Raw genomic sequence first — 18,881 nt, forward strand, 5'->3', positions numbered from 1 at the left:
CCAAGGTGCTCCACCCAAGACCCCTGCCCGATTTGAGCGAATGGCATGTGCAGCGGCCCCGTCGCACGCTTTGCAGAGGCCGTTTGCCCCCGGTCTGCGAGGCGTTACGCCCCCTGCAGACGCACCTGTCCCACCGCAGCCATCAGCTGGTGCCTTGCCATCCACAGATTGCCCAGCGCAAACAGCGTGACGATCTGCGCCGTGTTCTTCCTGAGCCCCCGGTAGCGCACCCCACTTTGGTTCTTGGTGGAGGTGGGCGCTGCAATGAGCGTGGCATCCACCACGGTGCCTGCCTTCCACTGCAATCCCTTGGCCTGTAGCAGCGCATTGACGGTGGCCAGGATCTGCTCGGCCAGCTTGTGGCGCTCCAGCAGATGCCTGAAACGCAGGATGCTCGATTCACTGGGGATGTGTTCGTCCCAGTGGGACAGGCCTGCGAAGTCACGGAATGCAGGCACGTCGTGCAGTGCTTCTTCCATCGCCGGGTCGCTGAGCTTGAACCACTGCTGCATGAAGTGAATACGCAGCAACGTGTGCACTGCAAAGGGCTGCTGGCCCCGCCGTCCGCTCTCAGGCGCATAGGGCTCTATCAGCGAGACCAACTCGGCCCAGGGCACCACCAACTCCATCGCATCGAGGAATTCCCGCTTGCGAGTGCGCTTGACGGTGTTGCTCAGGCCCAGGCTGCTTTGCTTCATGCGCATTGTCTGGGCTTCAGGCTTGTCTGTTCAAGCACATCACAGAGGGATTCGTGCAGAGAATCCCTAGCGCTTATCCATCAAGCGCTGGTAGCTATTTATTTAATAGCAAAAATCGGCATGCTCGGCCGGCCATCAACGGACGCGCAGGCCCACGCCCGTCAGCTCAACCCATTCGCCCTGAGCCTGCCCGGGGGCTTTGGCATCGTCGTGCCCTGGCCTCGACAAGCTCCGCCCGAACGGACTTTTCTTCAGTGACGGGCACTGGCCGTGAGGGTGGCCTGGGCGCAGCGCATTGGAGCCCGCCGGGGCTGCCGCCCCGCCACCGCCCCTTGCCCTACCGGGTCGGCGCGGTGAACCGCTTGGTGCTGTACAGCTCAGCGGGCAGCCGCCGCAACACCGGCAGGCCGGTAGCAGCGTCCTTGGCCTGCTTGTCGATGTAGCTAAAGAACACGTCGGCATCCAGCACGCCGATGTCCAGGCGGCGCGCAGCGGGCACGGCGGCCAGGGTCTTGTAGCCGTCGCCGCCGGTGGCGTTGAAGCTCAGCACAAACAAGCGATAGGTCTTGGCCGCATCCAACGCGCCCCAGGCGCCGGTGGCAGGGTTGCGCACTTCGATGCCGCTCACGCGCTGGCCAAAAGCTGCTGCCGCGTTCACGTCGAATCGCAGGCCGCCGGCGTACGGGTAGGGGCCGGTGGAGCCGCCCGGGCCGTAGACGGCTTCGAGCCCGTCTTCCAGCATGGCCTTCACTTCCTGGCCGGTCACGTCCAGGCGGAACAGCATGTTGCCGAACGGCAGCACCTGGATGGCTTGTGCGGCCGACACCGTGCCGGTGAGCGGAATGCGCACGCCGCCGCCGCTTTGCAGCGAGATGTCCGCGCCGCCGTAGCTGGCGTTGGCCACCTCCAAATACGCCTGCGCCACCAGTTGCTGGATGTCGCCACCGCGCAAGCTGACGCTGCCTTCGGCATTGCAGGCCGCGCTGGAGCGGCCGTAGTCCACCGACCCCACGCCACCGGGCACGCGGCGCGAGCACAGCTCCTGCGGCACCGTCGCCACCTGCGTCTGGTTGAACACGGCCACGCGGTCCTTGAAGGGCTGCAGCACGGCGGTGGCGGCGGCCGACGGCGCGGTGGTGCGCAGAAAGCCGGTGGCGGACACGCTGGCTTGCAGTGCCTGCTGCTCGGCGTCGGTTGCGGCCTTGCCGGCGATGGTGAAGCGGTCGCCGATCAGCACGTGCGGCGTGCCGGTGCAGCTGGCCACGTCGCCATTGCCGTCGAAGCGCACCTTCAGCTCGCCCACGACCTGCGCGTATTCCCAGGCCTGCACCACGCAGACGGTCTTGCCGTCCTTGTCGGTCAGGCGCGTGGGGTATGCGCCGGAGGGCGTGCCCACGCCGGTGGCGCGCAGGCCATCGGGGCCCAGCAGCGTGTGCGAGTCGGCGCCCACCACCACGTCCACGCCCGACAGGCGCGCGGCCAGCTGGCGGTCGTTGTCATAGCCGATGTGGCTCATCACGACGATCTTGTTGACGCCCTGCCCGCGCAGCCGGTCGATCTCGCGCTGTGCGGCGGTGGTTTCGTCTTCGAAGGTGGTGTCGGCGTCGGGGCTGGACGAGGCCTTGGTCTTGCCCGCAATGGTCAGGCCCACGATGCCGATCTTCTGGCCGCCGCGCTCGACCACGGTGGACGCGTTCACCGCGCCGGGCGCCTTCGCCGCGTTCAGCGCCGAATTGGCACCGAACCGCACGTTGGCGCTCAGCACCGGCGTCTTGCAGGTGCCCTTGTGCAGCAGGTCGATGAAGCCCTTCAGGCCGCTGTCGCCCTTGTCGAATTCATGGTTGCCCAGCGTGAATGCGTCGAAGCAGACGGTGTTCATCATCGCGGCGTCGGCCTCGCCGTCGGCGCCGGCGCGGTTGAAGTACAGCGTGCCCGTCAGCGCGTCGCCCGCATGCAGCTTGAGCACGTGGGGCGACTGCGCCGCCAGCGCACTGATGGCCGCCGTCACGCGCGGAAACCCACCCGCATCTACCGACACCGCCACGGGCACGGCCCCGCCGGCAGGCAGCTGCAGCGTCTTGGCGCGTGATTCGAGCGTGGAGTGGTGGTCGTTGATGTGCAGGATGGTGAGCTCCAGCGGCTCGCCCGGCGCCGTGTCCGAGCCCCCGCCACAGGCGGCCACCAGCCCCGCCACGGCCAGCGCCAGCACGCCCTGGCCCGCCCTGCGCGCCCATTCCCTCTTGCCCTTGGTCGATGCCATGCCCATCGTCGGCTCCCTGCTCTGTGTTGCAAAAGCCCGCATCCTGGGCAAGGCGCGTTACATGGCGATGAAACCCGGCGCAGCGCCCGTGGCGGCTTCAAGCCGAATCGGCCTGTAGCGCTTTATCCATCAGCGCAGGCAGCTATATTTTCAAGAGCAATTCACCTGCGCCATACAGGGGCATAGATTATGATAATGCGAATAGATCTCATTAATTTCATTCGTACGCCATGACGCACACCGCCTCGCCCACGTGGCTCGGCCTGGACCTGGGCTGGGCCTACCGCGACCTGCTGCCCGCCATCTGGCGCAGCACGCGCTGCGTGCACCGTGCGCAGGATGTGCTGCACGACGCCTTCGTGCGCTACGCGCTCAGCGGCCGGCATGCCCGCCTGGCCGCACCCCACGCCTACCTGCGCACGGTTGTGCGCTCGGTGCTGGCCGACCACGCGCACGAGGCGCGCCGCTGGGCGACCCTGCCCACCAACGACGCTCCCATCGGGGCCGAGGTCCCGGCCCCACTGCAGCCCTGCGCGCCGTCCACCGAATTCCTGCTCGACCTGCAGCAGCGCCTGCAAGCCGTGCAGCGCACCATCGACGGCCTGCCGCCGCGCTGCCGCGAAGTCTTCTGGCTGTGCCGCATCGAAGGCTGCACGCAGCCCGAGGTGGCCGAGCGCCTGGGCATCACGCTCAACGCCGTCGAGCGCCACCTGATGCGCGCGCTGATCGATCTGCGGGCACTACGCGAGCAGGCCGCACCGTGAGCACCACCGCCCCCGCCACAGCCCGTGAGGAGGCTGCCCGCTGGTTCGTGCGCCTGCAGGGCACGGCGGCCGATGGCCCCGAGCGCGCGACCTTTCACGCCTGGCTGGGCGCGCACCCTGGGCATGCGCACGAGTACGCCGCCTTCGAGGCGCTGTGGCAGGACTTCGACTCCACGCTCCGCACCCAGGCGCTGGCCGCCGCCGCGCAGGCCCAGGCTGGCCACATGCGCCAGCGCCGCCGCCGCGTGGCCGGCGGTCTGCTGGGCCTGGCGGGGCTCTGCGCCCTGGGGCTGCTGGGCAGCCAAGGCTGGCAGGCGTTCCTCGACCGGCCACAGTTCGCGCTGGCCCGCAGCACGGCCCCCGGCCAGCGCCTGCGCGTGCCTCTGCCCGACGGCAGCACGCTCACGCTGGGCGGCGACAGCGCCATCGCCCTGCACTACAGCCGCCGCCAACGCACCGTGGTGCTGTCGCGGGGCGAGGCGCTGTTCAGCGTGGCCGCCGATGCCGCGCGGCCCTTCGTGGTGGACAGCGGCGCCGCGCGCACCACCGTGGTGGGCACGCGCTTCGCGGTCGATCGCCTGCCCGGCCGGGTGCGCGTGAGCGTGCAGGAGGGCACGGTGCGCCTGGCCAGCCGCACGGCCGAAGGCGCCCCGCTGCTGCTGCACGCGGGCGAGGTGGGCGAAGTGCGCGGGGCGGACGGCCTGGCGGGCCTGCCCGAGCGCCTAGCCGGCCGCAGCGCGCAGGAGGCCTTTGCGATCGAGCGCGGCGTGCTCGTGTTCGAGCAGGCCAGCCTGGCCGAGATCGCCGCCACGCTCTCGCGCTACCACGCCACGCCCGTGCAGGCCACGGCCAGCGAGGGCCCGCGCATCACCGCCGCTGTGCAGGTGCGCGACATCGACGGCTTCATCACGGCACTGCCGCGCATCGCTGCCGTTCGGGTGGAGCGCCGGGGCGGCGCGGTGCGGCTGTCCGCACGCTGATCTTTTTTTCACCCCGGACCTCAGGGATTTCGCCGGCCCGGGCGTCATACAGGCATCCCCTTGCCGTACCGCGTCTGAAAGGAAGCCTTCTCATGTCCCGTCCCCGCCCGGCTGGCGCCGCCCGCCGCCCCTTGCATCTTCTGGCCCTTGCTGCCGCCCTGAGCGCAGGCTTCCCAGGCCCCGCGGCCTGGGCCGCGCCCGTGTCCATCGACCTGCCCACGCAACCGCTGGGCGATGCGCTCAAGGCCCTGGCGCGCAGCGCGGGCGTGACCATCGCAGCCGACAGCGCGCTGATCGCCGGCAAGACCGCCCCCGCCGTGCGCGGGCCGCTGCAGCCGCGCGACGCGCTGCAGCGCCTGCTGGCCGGCAGCGGACTGGAGGCCGTGGAGTCCGCGCCCAACGCCTACCTGGTGCGCCCGGCTGCGCCCGCCGCCGCGCGCGATGGCATGGCCGCCACGCTGGCCACGGTGACGGTGGCCAGCGAGCGCATCGCCAGCACCTTCGTGGCACCCGCGCGGCAGGTGACCACGCTCACGCGCGACGAGATCGCGCTGCTGCCCCCAGGCGACGGCCTGGGCGGCGTGCTCGCGCGCAGCGTGCCTGGCCTGTCGGACTCCAACCGCTCCATCTCCGACTACGGCCAGACGCTGCGTGGGCGCAACGCGCTCGTGGTGGTGGACGGCATCGCGCTCAACACCAACCGCAACTCGTTGCGCAACATGATCAACATCGACCCCAACGGCGTGGACCGTGTGGAGGTGCTGCGCGGCAGCCATGCGGGGCTGGGCAGCGGCGCGTCGGGCGGCATCATCGCCGTGACCACCCACCAGGCCGACGGCCGCTCCGCCAGCGAAACCACGGTGAGCACCGAGGCATCGCTGGCCCACCCGAGCCGCGACGGCCTGGGCGCCACCGTGGCCCACCACGAAGCCGGCCGCACGGCCCAGGGGCTGGACTACAGCGTGACGGTGTCGGGCCGCCGCCAGGGCGGGCGCTTCGACGGCCACGGCGACCGCATCGCGCCCGACGCAAGCCAGGGCGACCTGTTCGATGCCAACACCTACCACCTGGGCGGCAAGCTGGCCTGGCGCTTCGACGACGCGCAGCGCGTGCAGTTGTCGGCCAGCGTGCTGCGCGCGCGCCAGGACACCGACTACGCCAGCGACCCGCGCGTGAACGCCGCGCCGCTGGGCACGGCCGTGGCGCGGCCACGCCAGGGCCTGGTGCTGGACCGCCAGAACGAGGTGGACAACGCCATGGCAAGCATCGACTACACGCACCGCAACCTGGCGGGCAGCAGCGTCAGCGCTCAGGTCTATGCGCGCGACAACACCATCCGCTTCATGCCCTTCGATGCGCGGGCTTTCCCCAACCGGGGCGGCCAGGTGGACCAGATCGGGCAGGACAACCTCGTGGCGGGCGCGCGCCTCACGGTGGACACGCCAGTGGCCGCCTCGGGCGACACGCGCCTCGTATGGGGTGCCGACGCCGTTCGCGAGCGCAGCCGCATGCCGCTCGACATCTTCGACGCCGCCACCTACGACGCGAGCGGCGGGCTGGTCTTCCGTCGCACCGGGCAGCTGGTGTACATGCCGTGGGTCACGCTGAACACAACCGGCCTGTTCGGCCAGCTGCGCCACAAGGTCAATGCCGCCTGGTCGGTGGAAGGCGGCCTGCGCTACGAGCGCTCCAGCGCTTCGTTCGACGACTTCACGCCACTGTCGCAGCTACAGGCGGCTGCGCCGCAGAACGTGCGCGGCGGCACCACGCGCTACAACGCCTGGGTGGGCAACCTGGGCAGCGTGTGGAAGCTCGCACCGGGCCAGGAGGTGTACGGCGCATTCAGCCAGGGCTTCGAGCTGCCCGACGTGGGCCTGCAGGTGCGCAATGCACGCCCGGGCTTCGACATCGGCGCGTCGGACCTGCAGCCGGTCAAGACCAATAACCTCGAGGCGGGCTGGCGCGGCCACATGGGGCCGGTGGCGGGCACGCTGGCAGTGTTCCAGTCCACCTCCTCGCTGGGCGGCATCCAGTCGTACAACAACGGGCTGACGCTGGCACGCACGGCCGAGCGCATCCGGGGCATCGAGGCCACGGCCGACCACTACTGGGACGGCGACCGCATGGCCGCGGGCGGCTCCATCGCGTGGATGCACGGGCGCGAGCGGCCCCAGGGCGCCACGGCCTACCGGCCGATGACGGGCTTTCGCGTGCCGCCCGTCAAGATCACGGCCCACGTGCAATACCAGCCCGACGCCCGCTGGATGCACCGCGCCCAGCTCACCTGGTTCGGCAGCCGCGAATACCGGCTGGCCGACGGCGTGACGCAGTCCGGCCGCGCCCAGGTGCGCGGCTACGCCACGGTCGATGTCATGACCCGCTTCAAGGCCACGCCGAGCGACACCGTCACGCTGGGCGTGCAGAACCTGTTCAACCGCTACTACCTGCCGCTGTACAGCCAGCTCATGGCCAGCGGGCAGAACAACAGCCGCCTGCCGGCCGCGGGTGCCACGCTGACGGTGTCGTACCAACACCGCTGGTAAGGCGATAGCGATAGCTAACAAAAAGATAGCTACCCGCGCTTCTCCAACAAGCGCTGGCGGCCATTTCCACCCAACACCCATCGGCCCCGCTCCACGCGCCCCTGCCCCGTCGCCGCACGCTGTGCGCAAACGCACATACGCCACCGCGCATTGCCCGCACACTGCAGCCTTCACTTTTCACCAGCTTTCAAGCGCAAGGGACGCACCATGAACACCAAAGCCCATGCCCCCCAGCTCTCCACCGACGACGCCGGCAAGCTGCTGCTGCGCGTCTCGCTGGGCGTACTGGTGCTGCTGCACGGCATCTTCAAGCTGCAGGCCGGTGTGGGCTTCATCGCCGGCATGCTCGAAAAAGCCGGCCTGCCAGGCATGCTGGCCTATGGCGTTTTCGTCGGCGAGATCCTGGCGCCGGTGCTGATCATCGTCGGCCTCTTCACGCGGGCGGGCGCCGCGATCATCGTGCTCAACATGCTGGTCGCCCTTGGCCTGGTGCACATGGCAGACCTGTTCGCGCTCACCAAGCAAGGCGGTTGGGCGCTGGAACTGCAGGGCCTGTACCTGTTCGGCGCCTTCAGCGTGATGCTGCTGGGCGCGGGCCGCTACAGCGTGGGAGGCGTGAACGGCCGCTTGAATTGAGCGGCCGCCCGCCGCGGGCCCTGCATGCTATCAAATAAATAGCTGTCAGCGCTTGATGGACAAGCGCTAGAGCCCTAAAACACTCAAAAACTGGCGCAGCCGCTCAAGCTGCCGCCATCTCCACCAGCGGAATGCGCCCTTCTTCGATGCCATGGCAGGCCACGCGCGTGCCGCCGTCGTTGATGAGCACGGGGCGTTCGGTGCGGCAGCGGTCGTTGGCGTGCGGGCAGCGCGGGTTGAAGGCGCAGCCGGCGGGCGGGTTCAACGGGTTGGGCACCTCGCCCTGCACGGGGGTGCGGGCGCGGCCGGTGTCGTGCATCTTCGGAATCGCGTCCAGCAGCATGCGGGTGTAGGGGTGGCGCGGCGCAGAAAAGAGCTGCTGCTTGTCCGCCACTTCCACCAGCCGGCCCAGGTACATCACGCCCACCTGGTCGGCCACATGGCGCACCACGGCCAGGTTGTGGCTGATGAACAGGTACGTGAGCTGCCGCTCGCGCTGCAGGTCTTTCATGATGTTGAGCACCTGCGCCTGCACCGACACATCCAGCGCCGACGTGGGCTCGTCGCACACCAAAAACTCCGGCTCGGTGGCCAGCGCACGCGCAATCGAGATGCGCTGGCGCTGCCCGCCCGAGAACTGGTGCGGGTACTTCACCATATCGAGCGGCGACAGGCCCACGGACTGCAGCAGTTCGCCCACGCGAGTTTTCAGTTCGGCCTTGTCGGTGATCAGGCCGTGTTCGCGCAGCGGCTCGCCGACGATGTCTTCGACCAGCCAGCGCGGGTTCAGGCTGGCGTACGGGTCTTGAAAAATCATCTGGATGCGCCGGCGCATGGCGCGCGCATCGTTGCCCTTGAAGGCGGCGTGGGCGTCCTGCCCGTCGAAGGTGAAGCCGCCGCGCGTGGGGTCGTACAGGCCGACCAGCAGGCGCGCGACGGTACTTTTGCCGCAGCCCGACTCGCCCACCAGCGCCAGCGTCTTGCCGCGCTCGATCTCGAAGCTGACGCCGTCCACCGCGTGCAGCAGCGTGCGCGGCTTGCGTTCGATGACGCGGTTGAGCCAGGGCGCGGACACATCGAAAGTGCGCGCCAGGTCGTTCGCCTGCACCAGCGGCTGGGTGGCGGCGTTGGCATGGAGAGAAGTCATGGGTTTTGCACTCATGCTGCAACTCCTTGCAGACCGGCCGCTGCCGGTGCCGCGGCACCGTCGTGCAGCCAGCAGGCGGCGCGTGTGGCGCCGGCGGGCAGCAGATCGGGTCGCTCCACGCGGCAGCGGTCGAAGGTGTGGGGGCAGCGCGGGTTGTAGGCGCAGCCCTGGGGAATGGCATTCAGGCGCGGCATGGCGCCGTCGATCTGGTTCAGGCGTTCGCGGTCCTGCGTCATGTCGGGAATGGAGGCCATCAGGCCCACCGTGTAGGGGTGCGCGGGGTGGTTGATGACCTGGTGCACCGGCCCGATTTCGGCGATGCGGCCGGCGTACATCACGGCCACGCGGTCGCAAGTCTCGGCGATCACGCCCATGTCGTGCGTGATCAGCATCACAGCGGCGCCGCGCGAGCGGCAGATGTTTTTCAGCAGCTGAATGATCTGCGCCTGGATGGACACGTCCAGCGCGGTGGTGGGCTCGTCCGCCACGATGAGCTGGGGCGACGCCGCCAGCGCCAGGGCGATCACCACGCGCTGGCGCATGCCGCCGGAGAACTGGTGCGGGTAATGGTCGACCCGCTGCTCAGCGGCGGGAATGCCGGTGTCCTTCAGCAGGTCGATGGCGCGCTGGCGAGCCTCGGCCGCGCCCATCGGCAAGTGGGTGCGGATGGTCTCGATCAGCTGCTGGCCCACGGTGTAGAGCGGGTTCAGCGAGGTGAGCGGGTCTTGAAAGATGGCGCCGATGCGGCGGCCGCGCACCTGGCGCATCTTGTGCGGCGGCAGGTTGTCGATGCGCTCGCCCTCCAGCAGGATGCGGCCCGACGCGATGCGGCCCGGTGGCTCCAGCAGGCCGATGATGGACGCGCCGGTCAGCGACTTGCCCGCGCCCGATTCGCCCACCACGCCCAGGATTTCTCCCGGCGCGATGGAAAAGGAGATGTCGTCCAGCGCGCGCAGCGTGCCGCGGCGGTTCGGGAATTCGACGACGAGGTTCTGGACTTCAAGCAGGGACATGGGCCAGGCCTTTGCGATTCATCTTCATCAGGGGAATGCTATTAATTTTATAGCTACCAGCGCTTGCTATTCAAGCGCTGGAGGTCTATTTCATTCATATTTCAACGCAGGGATCTTCAGCGCAGGCGAGGGTTCAGCGCATCGCGCAGCCAGTCGCCCAGCAGGTTCACCGAAATGGCGATCAGCACCAGCATCAGGCCCGGGAACACGGTGATCCACCATTCGCCCGAGAAGAGGTAGTCGTTGCCGATGCGGATCAGCGTGCCCAGCGAGGGCGAGGTGGGCGGCGCGCCCACGCCTAGGAAGGACAGCGTGGCCTCGGTGATGATGGCTGTCGCCACCTGGATGGTGGCCAGCACCATGACGGGCCCCAGCACGTTCGGCAGCACGTGGCGCCGCATGATGGACAGAGAAGACACGCCGGTCACGCGGGCGGCCTGCACGTATTCCTTGTTGCGCTCCACCAGCGTGGAGCCGCGCACGGTGCGCGCGTACTGCACCCAGCCGGTCAGCGAGATGGACAGGATCAGCACGCCGAAGGCCAGCGATTCGCCCGCGTTGGGGAACACCGCCCTGCCGACGCCGGCGATCAGCAGCGCCACCAGAATGGCCGGAAACGACAGCATCACGTCGCACAGGCGCATCAGCAGCCCGTCGATCCAGCCGCCCTTGAAGCCGGCGAGCAGGCCCAGCCCCACGCCCACCACCACCGACAGCACCACCGACGCGAAGCCGACGATCAGCGAGATGCGCGCGCCGTAGATCACGGCCGAGAGAATGTCGCGGCCCTGGTCGTCGGTGCCGAGCGGGTACTTCCAGCTGCCGCCGCCTTCGGTGTTCCAGCCGGGCGGCAGGCGCGCGTCGGACAGCTCCAGCGTGGTCAGATCGAACGGGTTGTGCGGCGCCACCCAGCCGGCGAACACGGCGCAGATCACGCACACCAGCGCTATCAGCGCCGCGCCAATGGCCACCGGCGAGGTGCGGAAACTGTGGCCGACGTCGCTGTCGTACCAGCGGAACAGGGTTTTCTTCATCGTGGGGGACTCTCGGGAACTCGTGGGTAACTGACTGACTGACTGACTAACTGACTGACTCATTCGGCAAACCGGGAGACGCGCAAGTTGCGTGCCTCATAAAGCGTTCACCCCTAGGGGCTGATGCTCATCCATTTGAAGGGCATGAAGTTGTCGACCAACTGCACCACGCTCACTTTCTTGGACACGCCCCAGGCAAGCGCCTGCTGGTGCAGCGGAATGTGGCCCACGTCGGTCGCATGGATCTGGAAGGCTTCGCGAATCAGCGCATTGCGGCGGGTCTTGTCCTGCTCGGTGAGCACGCGGCGGATCAACTCGTCAGCCTTCGGGTTGCAATAGCTGCCCAGGTTGAACTGGCCGGCACCCTTGCCGTCCACGCAGGCCACCAAGGCGTTTAGCGCGTTGTGCGCGTCGTAGGTGGAAGGCGTCCAGCCCAGCAGATAGAAGCTGGTGTCGCGGCGCAGCACTTTCGGAAAATACGTGGCCTTGGTTTCTGTCTGCAAGCGCACCTTGACCTGGATGCGCGCCAGGTTGGCGGCCACTGCCTGGCAGATCAGGCCGTCGTTCACGTACCGGTCGTTGGGGCAGTTGAGCGTGATCTCAAAGCCGCTGCCGTAGCCCGCTTCGTTCATCAACTGCTGGGCCGCGCGCACGTTGTACGGCAGTCTTTTCATGTCCGGCTGAAAGCCGTTCACGCCGGGCCCCACCAGCAGCGCCGACGGGTTGGAGGCGCCGCGCATCACCGTCTTCTGGATGCCATCAATGTCGATGGCTTGATAGAAAGCGCGCCTCACGCGCACGTCCTTGAACGGATTCTTGCCTTTCACGCTGGAATACAGCAGTTCGTCACGCTGCTGGTCCATGCCCAGGAAAATGGTGCGCAACTCGGGGCCGGCGACAGCGCGGGTGCGCGGGCTGCTGTTGACCCGGGCGAGATCTTGCACCGGCACGGGCTCCATCACATCGACCTGGCCCGACAGCAGCGCGGCCACGCGCGTGGCGTCGCTGCCGATGGGGGTGAAGATCACCTCGGCCGGGGCGCCGTCCAGCGGCGCCCAATAATCGGCGTTGCGTGCAAACACGGTGCGCACGCCCGGTTGGCGGTCGCGCACGCGGAACGGGCCAGTGCCGTTCGCGCTGAACGACGCGGCGTTTTCCGCACCGCTGCGGCGGTCGGCCGGCGCCTGCGCCTGCTGGGTTTCGCACCACTGTCGGCTCATCATGTAGACCATGGTCAGCACGTCGGGCAGGATGGCAAAGGGCACGGTGGTTTCGATCTCCACCGTGTGGTCGTCCAGCTTGCGCACCTCTTTGATGTGGTTGGTGTAGCTCTTCATGTCGGAGCCGTCCAGCTGGGTGCGCGCCAGCGAGAAAACCACGTCGTCGGCCGTGAACGGCGTACCGTCATGAAAGCGCACGCCCTGGCGCAGCTCCAATCGCCACACGGTGGGCGCGGTCTGCCGCCAGGCGTTGGCCAGCGCGGGCGCCAGGCTCAGGTCGCGGTTGCGGCTGATCAACGGTTCGTAGACGTTGCCTGTCAGGCTGAGCTGCAGCGATTCGTTGAGCGAATGCGGATCCAACGACACGGCATCGCCCTGGTTGCCGATGCGGATCGTTTGCGCAGATGCTACTGTATTGATAGCTAATAGCGCAACGAATACGGGCGCTAGAGCCGTTTTTGCTATGAATTTCATGCGCAGCGGTCGTGCAAACAAGGCGGTGGTGATGGTGCCTGCGGCGGCATTCTGGGGCATGCGGCTCACAGCGTGGCCAGCGGCATCGCCCGCTCGATCAGGCTGGCATGCAGCGCAGCCCCGAGCGGCAGGATGTCGTCGTTGAAGTCGTAGCGGTTGTTGTGCAGCGCGCTGTTGCCCGGCCCCGCCCCCTGGCCGATGCGCAGGTAGGCGCCGGGGCGGCTCTGCAGCATGAACGAGAAGTCTTCGGCGCCCATGCTGGGCTCCAGATCGCGCACCACGTTGTCTGCGCCCACCAGGCTGGCAGCCACGTCGCCCGCAAAGACGGCGTGGTTGGCGGTGTTGATGGTGGCGGGGTAGATGCGTTCGTAGCGCACGGTGGCGGTGGCGCCGAACCCGAGGGCGATGGCGCCGCACAGCTCTTGAATGCGCCGCTCCACCATCTCTTGCACGGCAGGGTCGAAGCTGCGCACGGTGCCCACCAGGGTGGCCGTGCCGGGCAGCACGCTGAAGGCGCCCAAGTCGCCCGCCTGCACGGCGCACAGGCTGATCACCGCGCTGTCGAGCGGCCGCACGTTGCGCGACACGATGCCCTGCACCGCCGTGATGATGTGCGCGGCCACCAGCACCACGTCCACCGTCTGGTAGGCATGCGCGCCGTGGCCGCCGCGACCGTTGATTTCGATGGTGATGCGGTCGGCCGCGGCCATCATGGCGCCGTCGTTCAGGCCCACCGTGCCAGGCTTCATCGCCGGCCAGTTGTGCATGGCAAAGACCGACTGCACCGGAAAGCGCTCGAACAGGCCGTCTTCGATCATCACGCGCGCACCGCCAAAGCCCTCTTCACCGGGCTGGAAGATGAGCACGGCCGTGCCGTCGAAGTTGCGCGTGGCCGCCAGGTAGCGGGCCGCGCCCACCAGCATGGTGGTGTGGCCGTCATGGCCGCAGCCGTGCATGAGGCCCGGTTTGCACGACTTCCAGGGCGTGTCGCCTTGCTCGGTCATGGGCAGCGCGTCCATGTCGGCACGCAGGCCGACCATGCTGCCGCTGCCACGCCCCTGCCCGCGAATGACGGCGACGATGCCGGTGCGCCCGATGCCGTCGTGGATCTCGTCCACGCCGCACACTTTGAGCGCCTCTTTCACGCGGGCGCCGGTGTAGACCTCTTCAAAGCCCAGTTCAGGGTGCGCATGCAGATCCCGGCGGAAGGCGGTGAGTTCAGGATGGAACTGCGTGATCTGCGCGAAGGCTCGGCCGCCGGCTTTCAGTCGCGGCGGTTGTGCGATGGCTTGGGCGCTGGCGGACAAGGCCATGTCAATGGCCTCCTGCCTTGCCCACGCGCAGGCGCGGATCAACGACGAAATACAGCAGGTCGACCACCAGGTTGATCACCACGAAGATCAGCGCGATCAGGCAAAGATAGGCCGCCATGACGGGAATGTCGGCGAACGTGACGGCCTGGATGAACAGCAACCCCATGCCGGGCCACTGGAACACCGTCTCGGTGATGATGGCGAAGGCGATCAGGCCGCCCAGCTGCAGGCCGGTGATGGTCATCACCGGCACCAGCGTGTTCTTGAGCGCGTGACCGAAGTGGATGGCGCGGTCGGTCAGGCCCCGCGCGCGGGCGAACTTGATGTAGTCGGCGCGCAGCACCTCCAGCATCTCGGCGCGCACCAGCCGCATGATCAGCGTGAGCTGGTAGATCGCCAGCGTGATGGCCGGCAGCGTGATGTGATGCCAGCCCTTGGCCGTCAGCAAGCCGGTGCTCCACCAGCCTACTTGCGTGACTTCGCCCCGGCCGAAGCTCGGAAACCAGCCCAGATGCACGGCGAAAACGAGGATCAGCAGAATGCCGATCAGGAAGGTGGGCAGCGACACGCCCAGCAGGGACAGTGTCATGAACAGCTGGCTGGTGAAGGTGCCCCGGCGCAGCGCGGCATACACGCCCATCGGCACGCCGATCACCAGCGCCAGCAGCGCGGCGACCAGTGCCAGCTCGAGCGTTGCCGGAAAGCGTTCGGCAATCAGCCGCGAGACCTTGGCGCCCTGGCGCAGGCTCAGCCCGAACTCACCCTGCGCCGCGTTCACCAAAAAGTGCCAGAACTGCACGATGAAGGGCTTATCGAGCCCTAGCGACGTGCGCATTTCACGGATCTGGTCCGCGGTCGCGTCCTGCCCCAGCAGAAAGACCACCGGGTCCCCCACGTACTGGAACAGCATGAACGATATGAAGGCCACAGTGACCATCACGATCACAGCCTGGATGAGGCGACGCAGAATAAAAGCGAGCATTCAGAAAACCGGAGTTGTACAAGGCATGCTAGCAGGGAAGCCAGCAAAAACGGACCGTACCCTGCACTGCCAGGGGGCGGGAGCGGGATGATGGAAACAGCGCAGTCGCTGTGCCGGGAGACAAAAACGGATCGCCTGGCAACAGCCCTGCATCTCGCGCCAGATCCCGCACATGGTGCAAGGGACGGACACAAACGGCAGCGCTATTCGTTGTCTGAGCAAGTGCGATGCCAACCTGCATGCACATGCTTCAACCCCCAGCGTGCTTTGCGAGTGGCGCATTTGCCGAGGAAACCTTTTGAGAGGTCTACCCAGCGCCCCTCACCAGCGACCAAGCCGACAGCCGTTAGGTCTGTCGGCTTGCACGATGAATTCGCTACGCTGCCCGGCCTGCGGGCAGAGAAGCTGGTCAGAACCGGTGACGCATGCCCACCGTGATCCCGGTGCGGGTGCGTGCACCGTTGGCGTCCAGCGCCATGCCGTCGCCTCCGCTCACGCGTGTGTGGTCCAGCGCAAAGTAGGCATCGGTTCGCTTGGACAGGGCGTAATCGAGCACCGACACCAGGAAATTGGCCTTGCCGTTGAAAGCACCCGAGGCCGAACCCGACTGGCGCGCATGGAAGTAGTGCAGCCCCACGTTGATCTGCGGCGTGGCTTGGTAACCGAAGCCGGCCTTGTACATCTGACGCTTGTCGGCATGGTTGCGCAGCGCCAGCAAGGTGGCGGGAGCTGCCGGGTTGGCCGCTCCACCAGGCAGGAAACCGCCGTTGGATGAGCCAGACCAGTAAGCGCCCATGAGGGCGCTGTCGACCACGCCGGCAATGCTCAGCGGGTAGTCGTCCTGGCGCTTGTTCAAGCCATAACCCAGGTTCAGATACCAGGGGCCGGTGCGGTAAGAGCCGCCGGCCGTCCAGGCATCGACCTTGGTGCCGCCGGGCAGGCGCGTGTTCAAGTAACCCACACCCCCCGCCAGACCGCCGGTGGCATAACGCAGATAGCCGCCCGCCGTGCGGATAGCGCCTGCAGGGTTCACGGTGGCACCCAGTTGATCGACCGTATTTCCTTCGTCGAAGGAGTACTGCAACGCGCCGCGCAAGCCGCCCACTTCGGCCATGTATTTGATGGCGTTGTTCGCTCGCGCACCCATAGCCATGCCCAGTTCGGGCTTATAGGCCTCCATGTAAGGCGAGTAGGGGAAGGACGAATAGGTGGAGGTCACCAAGTCGAACATCATGTTGTACTGGCGACCCAGCGTGAGGCGTCCGAAGCCACCTTGCAAGCCGACCCACGACTGCTGAAAGTAAGGCGTAGTCGGCGTGCCGGTGTCGGCGCCGAAACGGTTTTCCAGATTGGCGATGGCCTTGAGGCCTCCGCCCAGGTCTTCGTTGACGTTGATGCCCCACCGACTCTGCGACATGCCGCCGCCGACTAGTTGGCTCAATGTGTCGTTGGCGTTGGCGCCTTCATTGTTGGTGTGTCGGTAAGCCACATCCACAATGCCGTACAGCTGCACACTGCTGGTGCCTGCCTGTTGTGCAAACGCGAAGGGAGCCACTGCTGCCAAGGCGGTCATTGCCGCCATTTTTTTCACAGACGAAATACGCATGTGTTGTCTCTTTCTGCAGGGGGTGAAGGAAATTTCATTCTAGAAATCGTCACTCCGCCTTGAAAGTCACGGTCGCACATCAACCACAGTCGTTTTCCCTTAATTCCTGTTACCTACGTGACAAAAAAAAACCGCTGCGCGAACGCAGCGGTTTTTGTCTTGCTAACCCAAGCTGGCTTACGCCAGCTGGAAATTAGAAGGAGTGACGCACGCCGACTTGCACGCCGGAGGTGTTTTCGCCAGCACCTGGGCCGGTCACGTTGGACAGACCCTTGCCGGTCAGACCTGGCAGAGCTTGGTTGGAAGCGTCCTTGTTCTTCAGGTAAGCAACGGTGCCGTACACAGCGGTGCGCTTGGACAGGTTGTGCACGTAGCCCAGAGCGATTTGGTGAGCCTTCGAATCGATGGCCTTTTGATCGTACAGAGCGTATTGCAGCTTGAATTCGCCAGCGCCGACAGGCACGGATGCACCCAGGGAGTAAGCGTTGAACTTAGCATCCGAAGCGCCTGGACGGTCGTACTTCGACTGTTGCAGGATCGTGCTCAGCTTGGCAACGTTCAGGTTGTACGAACCAGCGACGGTCAGGGTGTCGCGGGAGATCGACGTAGCCAGGTCACGTTGGTCGTACGACACGGCAACGCTCAGAGGGCCATTGTCATAGGCGCCGAAGCCGCCAGCGTAACGGCCAGCCTTGCCGGTGGTTTGTTCGTCGAAACCGTAGCCGATGCCGCCGGTGAAGCCGCCGAAGTTAGGCGTGTAGTAGCTGACGATGTTGCTCGAACGGATGTTGTTGGCATCAGCCGTTGCGCTGCCAACCCAGTTTTGCCAGCCGTTGAATTGGCCGATACCGGTTTGACCGAAGATGTCGTAGCCGCTGGTCTTGCTGTAGCCAGGGGTCAGTTCACGGCCCAGACGGACTTCACCGAAGCCGCCAGCCAGGCTGATCGTGGAACGACGTTGGAAGTTGAAGCCAGCGGTGTTGCCGCTGTCGCCGAAGATTTCACCTTCGAGCCAGAAGCCAGCCTTCAGGCCGCCACCGAGGTCTTCGGTGCCACGGAAACCCAGACGGCTCGTAGCGTTGCCGCTGGTGGTCAGGCCGTACACATTGTCGCCAGCTGGATTGGCGTTGTTCACGTAGCTCACGCCAGTGTCAACGATACCGAACAGCGTCACGGACGACTGAGCCATTGCAGCACCGGAGGAAGCCAGCACAGCCAGGGCAATCAGGGATTTTTTCATTGCGAGTTACTCCAAGGTTAAACAGAGGGCGCCGGTTCAGAGGGCCGAGCTGCGTAAGACGCGCAGCCCTCGCCGGTTCCCCGGGCCAACCTCCTGGTGGGGAAGTTAGGGATATTGCAACAGACGACAGCGGGTTTCGCAAAGGAATTCCCGCACAATCGAGTTGCGAAGCCAGATTCCGTTGCAGTGCTGCAACAAGCCAGAACAACCGAAGAAATCCGTCACGATGGCGTCGTCATGGCCTACGTTGCTCCTCTTTTTACTGCGTTATGACTTCACGGCCCCTCACATTCCCATGGACAAACTCTTGATCGCTGCGGATGCCGCACTCAGAACGCTGTTTGCCAAGCCGGTGGCGGCTGAAGCGTCGCCGGCAAGTGGCACGGTGCAACAAGCACTTTCCGCGCCAGACCGAAAACTCTCCGGTGCGCTGATGCGTGTCAACCACGTAGGAGAAGTCTGCGCACAGGCGCTCTACACAGCCCAGGCGAGCGTGACGGCGGACCCGGCCTTGCGCCGAGAGCTGCTGGACGCAGCGCGCGAAGAGACCGATCACCTGGCGTGGACCCAGGAACGCCTGGATGCGCTGGGCGCACGGGCGAGCCTGCTGAATCCGCTGTGGTACGCCGGGGCTTTCGCCATTGGTCTGGTGGCGGCCAAGGTCAGCGACCGCGTCAGCCTGGGGTTCGTCGTCGAAACGGAACGCCAGGTGGCACACCACCTGAAGGGGCACCTGGGACGTCTTCCGGCCGCCGACCTGGCATCACGCGCCGTTGTGGTGCGCATGCAGGCCGATGAGGAGCGCCACGCTGCGCATGCGCTGGCGGCGGGCGCGTTACCGCTGCCCCCGCCCGCACGGCTGGCAATGCGCGCCGCAGCCAAGGTCATGACGACCACTGCGCACTATCTCTAGACACAGAGATCCGGAGCGCGCTGCTCTGTAGCCTCGCACGGCGGCAGAGGCTACCCAG

At 66.6% G+C, this 18,881-nt stretch carries 14 protein-coding genes and 1 pseudogene; 5 read left to right on the forward strand and 10 right to left on the reverse strand.

Translation table 11 applies throughout. The annotated features are described in order from the left end of the window. Positions 1–224: 224 nt before the first annotated feature. Together RQI28_RS06700 and RQI28_RS06705 are read right to left on the reverse strand one after the other, a co-directional pair. A pseudogene (locus RQI28_RS06700) lies at positions 225–698 on the reverse strand (IS5 family transposase); the annotation flags it as partial. 337 nt (positions 699–1,035) lie between these two features. Continuing rightward, positions 1,036–2,958 carry a 5'-nucleotidase C-terminal domain-containing protein gene (locus RQI28_RS06705; RefSeq protein ID WP_311221834.1) on the reverse strand — a complete coding sequence of 641 codons (1,923 nt, stop codon included), beginning with the start codon at positions 2,956–2,958 and terminating at the stop codon, positions 1,036–1,038. Between the two features lie 230 nt (positions 2,959–3,188). Here RQI28_RS06705 and RQI28_RS06710 point away from each other — a divergent pair, with 230 nt between their 5' ends. From RQI28_RS06710 to RQI28_RS06725, 4 genes are all read left to right on the forward strand, one after another. Beyond that, positions 3,189–3,722 carry an RNA polymerase sigma factor gene (locus RQI28_RS06710; RefSeq protein WP_311221835.1) on the forward strand — a complete coding sequence of 178 codons (534 nt, stop codon included), beginning with the start codon at positions 3,189–3,191 and terminating at the stop codon, positions 3,720–3,722. After that, positions 3,719–4,702, forward strand: coding sequence for a FecR domain-containing protein (locus RQI28_RS06715; RefSeq protein ID WP_311221836.1), 984 nt, complete (start codon positions 3,719–3,721; stop codon positions 4,700–4,702). The genes RQI28_RS06710 and RQI28_RS06715 overlap by 4 nt, the downstream gene beginning before the upstream one ends. 92 nt (positions 4,703–4,794) lie before the next feature. Next, positions 4,795–7,245: a TonB-dependent receptor gene (locus RQI28_RS06720; protein ID WP_311221837.1), complete on the forward strand. Its 2,451-nt coding sequence runs from the start codon at positions 4,795–4,797 to the stop codon at positions 7,243–7,245. A 207-nt stretch (positions 7,246–7,452) separates the two neighbouring features. After that, a complete protein-coding gene (locus tag RQI28_RS06725) occupies positions 7,453–7,881 on the forward strand; it encodes a DoxX family protein (RefSeq protein WP_311221838.1) in 429 nt (142 codons plus the stop codon). A 103-nt stretch (positions 7,882–7,984) separates the two neighbouring features. On the opposite strand, the gene RQI28_RS06730 is transcribed toward RQI28_RS06725, so the two are convergent. The 8 genes from RQI28_RS06730 to RQI28_RS06765 all read right to left on the reverse strand — a co-directional run bounded on the left by RQI28_RS06730 (position 7,985) and on the right by RQI28_RS06765 (position 17,910). Continuing rightward, positions 7,985–9,028, reverse strand: coding sequence for a dipeptide ABC transporter ATP-binding protein (locus RQI28_RS06730; protein WP_311221839.1), 1,044 nt, complete (start codon positions 9,026–9,028; stop codon positions 7,985–7,987). 11 nt (positions 9,029–9,039) lie between these two features. Continuing rightward, positions 9,040–10,041 (reverse strand): ABC transporter ATP-binding protein, encoded by a 1,002-nt coding sequence (locus RQI28_RS06735; protein ID WP_311221840.1) that lies wholly within the window; start codon positions 10,039–10,041, stop codon positions 9,040–9,042. A gap of 116 nt (positions 10,042–10,157) precedes the next feature. Further along, the gene (locus tag RQI28_RS06740; RefSeq protein WP_311221841.1) at positions 10,158–11,075 is read right to left on the reverse strand and encodes an ABC transporter permease; all 918 of its coding nucleotides are present in this window, start codon (positions 11,073–11,075) and stop codon (positions 10,158–10,160) included. A gap of 113 nt (positions 11,076–11,188) precedes the next feature. Further along, positions 11,189–12,769, reverse strand: coding sequence for an ABC transporter substrate-binding protein (locus tag RQI28_RS06745; RefSeq protein ID WP_311222064.1), 1,581 nt, complete (start codon positions 12,767–12,769; stop codon positions 11,189–11,191). Between the two features lie 65 nt (positions 12,770–12,834). After that, positions 12,835–14,082 (reverse strand): M20 aminoacylase family protein, encoded by a 1,248-nt coding sequence (locus RQI28_RS06750; protein WP_311221842.1) that lies wholly within the window; start codon positions 14,080–14,082, stop codon positions 12,835–12,837. Between the two features lies 1 nt (position 14,083). Beyond that, a complete protein-coding gene (locus tag RQI28_RS06755) occupies positions 14,084–15,064 on the reverse strand; it encodes an ABC transporter permease (protein ID WP_311221843.1) in 981 nt (326 codons plus the stop codon). A gap of 409 nt (positions 15,065–15,473) precedes the next feature. Next, a complete protein-coding gene (locus RQI28_RS06760; RefSeq protein ID WP_311221844.1) occupies positions 15,474–16,670 on the reverse strand; it encodes a porin in 1,197 nt (398 codons plus the stop codon). Between the two features lie 193 nt (positions 16,671–16,863). Next, complete coding sequence (locus RQI28_RS06765; RefSeq protein ID WP_311221845.1) at positions 16,864–17,910, reverse strand: porin; 1,047 nt, start codon at positions 17,908–17,910, stop codon at positions 16,864–16,866. Positions 17,911–18,205: 295 nt separating this feature from the next. Here RQI28_RS06765 and coq7 point away from each other — a divergent pair, with 295 nt between their 5' ends. Beyond that, a complete protein-coding gene (gene coq7 / locus RQI28_RS06770; RefSeq protein ID WP_311221846.1) occupies positions 18,206–18,823 on the forward strand; it encodes a 2-polyprenyl-3-methyl-6-methoxy-1,4-benzoquinone monooxygenase in 618 nt (205 codons plus the stop codon). Positions 18,824–18,881: the final 58 nt, after the last annotated feature.

It is taken from the genome of Acidovorax sp. WCS2018Noco2-16 (genome assembly GCF_031843945.1).
Classification (GTDB): Bacteria; Pseudomonadota; Gammaproteobacteria; order Burkholderiales; family Burkholderiaceae_C; genus Paracidovorax.

What these genes read in the sequence shown, in the direction of transcription:
- RQI28_RS06750 (WP_311221842.1), bottom strand. Translation starts at nt 14,082, where the DNA reads ATGGCCTTGTCCGCCAGCGCCCAAGCCATCGCACAACCGCCGCGACTG.
- RQI28_RS06720 (WP_311221837.1), top strand. Translation starts at nt 4,795, where the DNA reads ATGTCCCGTCCCCGCCCGGCTGGCGCCGCCCGCCGCCCCTTGCATCTT.
- RQI28_RS06735 (WP_311221840.1), bottom strand. Translation starts at nt 10,041, where the DNA reads ATGTCCCTGCTTGAAGTCCAGAACCTCGTCGTCGAATTCCCGAACCGC.
- RQI28_RS06710 (WP_311221835.1), top strand. Translation starts at nt 3,189, where the DNA reads ATGACGCACACCGCCTCGCCCACGTGGCTCGGCCTGGACCTGGGCTGG.
- RQI28_RS06725 (WP_311221838.1), top strand. Translation starts at nt 7,453, where the DNA reads ATGAACACCAAAGCCCATGCCCCCCAGCTCTCCACCGACGACGCCGGC.
- RQI28_RS06705 (WP_311221834.1), bottom strand. Translation starts at nt 2,958, where the DNA reads ATGGCATCGACCAAGGGCAAGAGGGAATGGGCGCGCAGGGCGGGCCAG.
- RQI28_RS06765 (WP_311221845.1), bottom strand. Translation starts at nt 17,910, where the DNA reads ATGAAAAAATCCCTGATTGCCCTGGCTGTGCTGGCTTCCTCCGGTGCT.
- RQI28_RS06745 (WP_311222064.1), bottom strand. Translation starts at nt 12,769, where the DNA reads ATGAAATTCATAGCAAAAACGGCTCTAGCGCCCGTATTCGTTGCGCTA.
- RQI28_RS06760 (WP_311221844.1), bottom strand. Translation starts at nt 16,670, where the DNA reads ATGCGTATTTCGTCTGTGAAAAAAATGGCGGCAATGACCGCCTTGGCA.
- RQI28_RS06755 (WP_311221843.1), bottom strand. Translation starts at nt 15,064, where the DNA reads ATGCTCGCTTTTATTCTGCGTCGCCTCATCCAGGCTGTGATCGTGATG.
- RQI28_RS06740 (WP_311221841.1), bottom strand. Translation starts at nt 11,075, where the DNA reads ATGAAGAAAACCCTGTTCCGCTGGTACGACAGCGACGTCGGCCACAGT.
- RQI28_RS06730 (WP_311221839.1), bottom strand. Translation starts at nt 9,028, where the DNA reads ATGACTTCTCTCCATGCCAACGCCGCCACCCAGCCGCTGGTGCAGGCG.
- coq7 (WP_311221846.1), top strand. Translation starts at nt 18,206, where the DNA reads ATGGACAAACTCTTGATCGCTGCGGATGCCGCACTCAGAACGCTGTTT.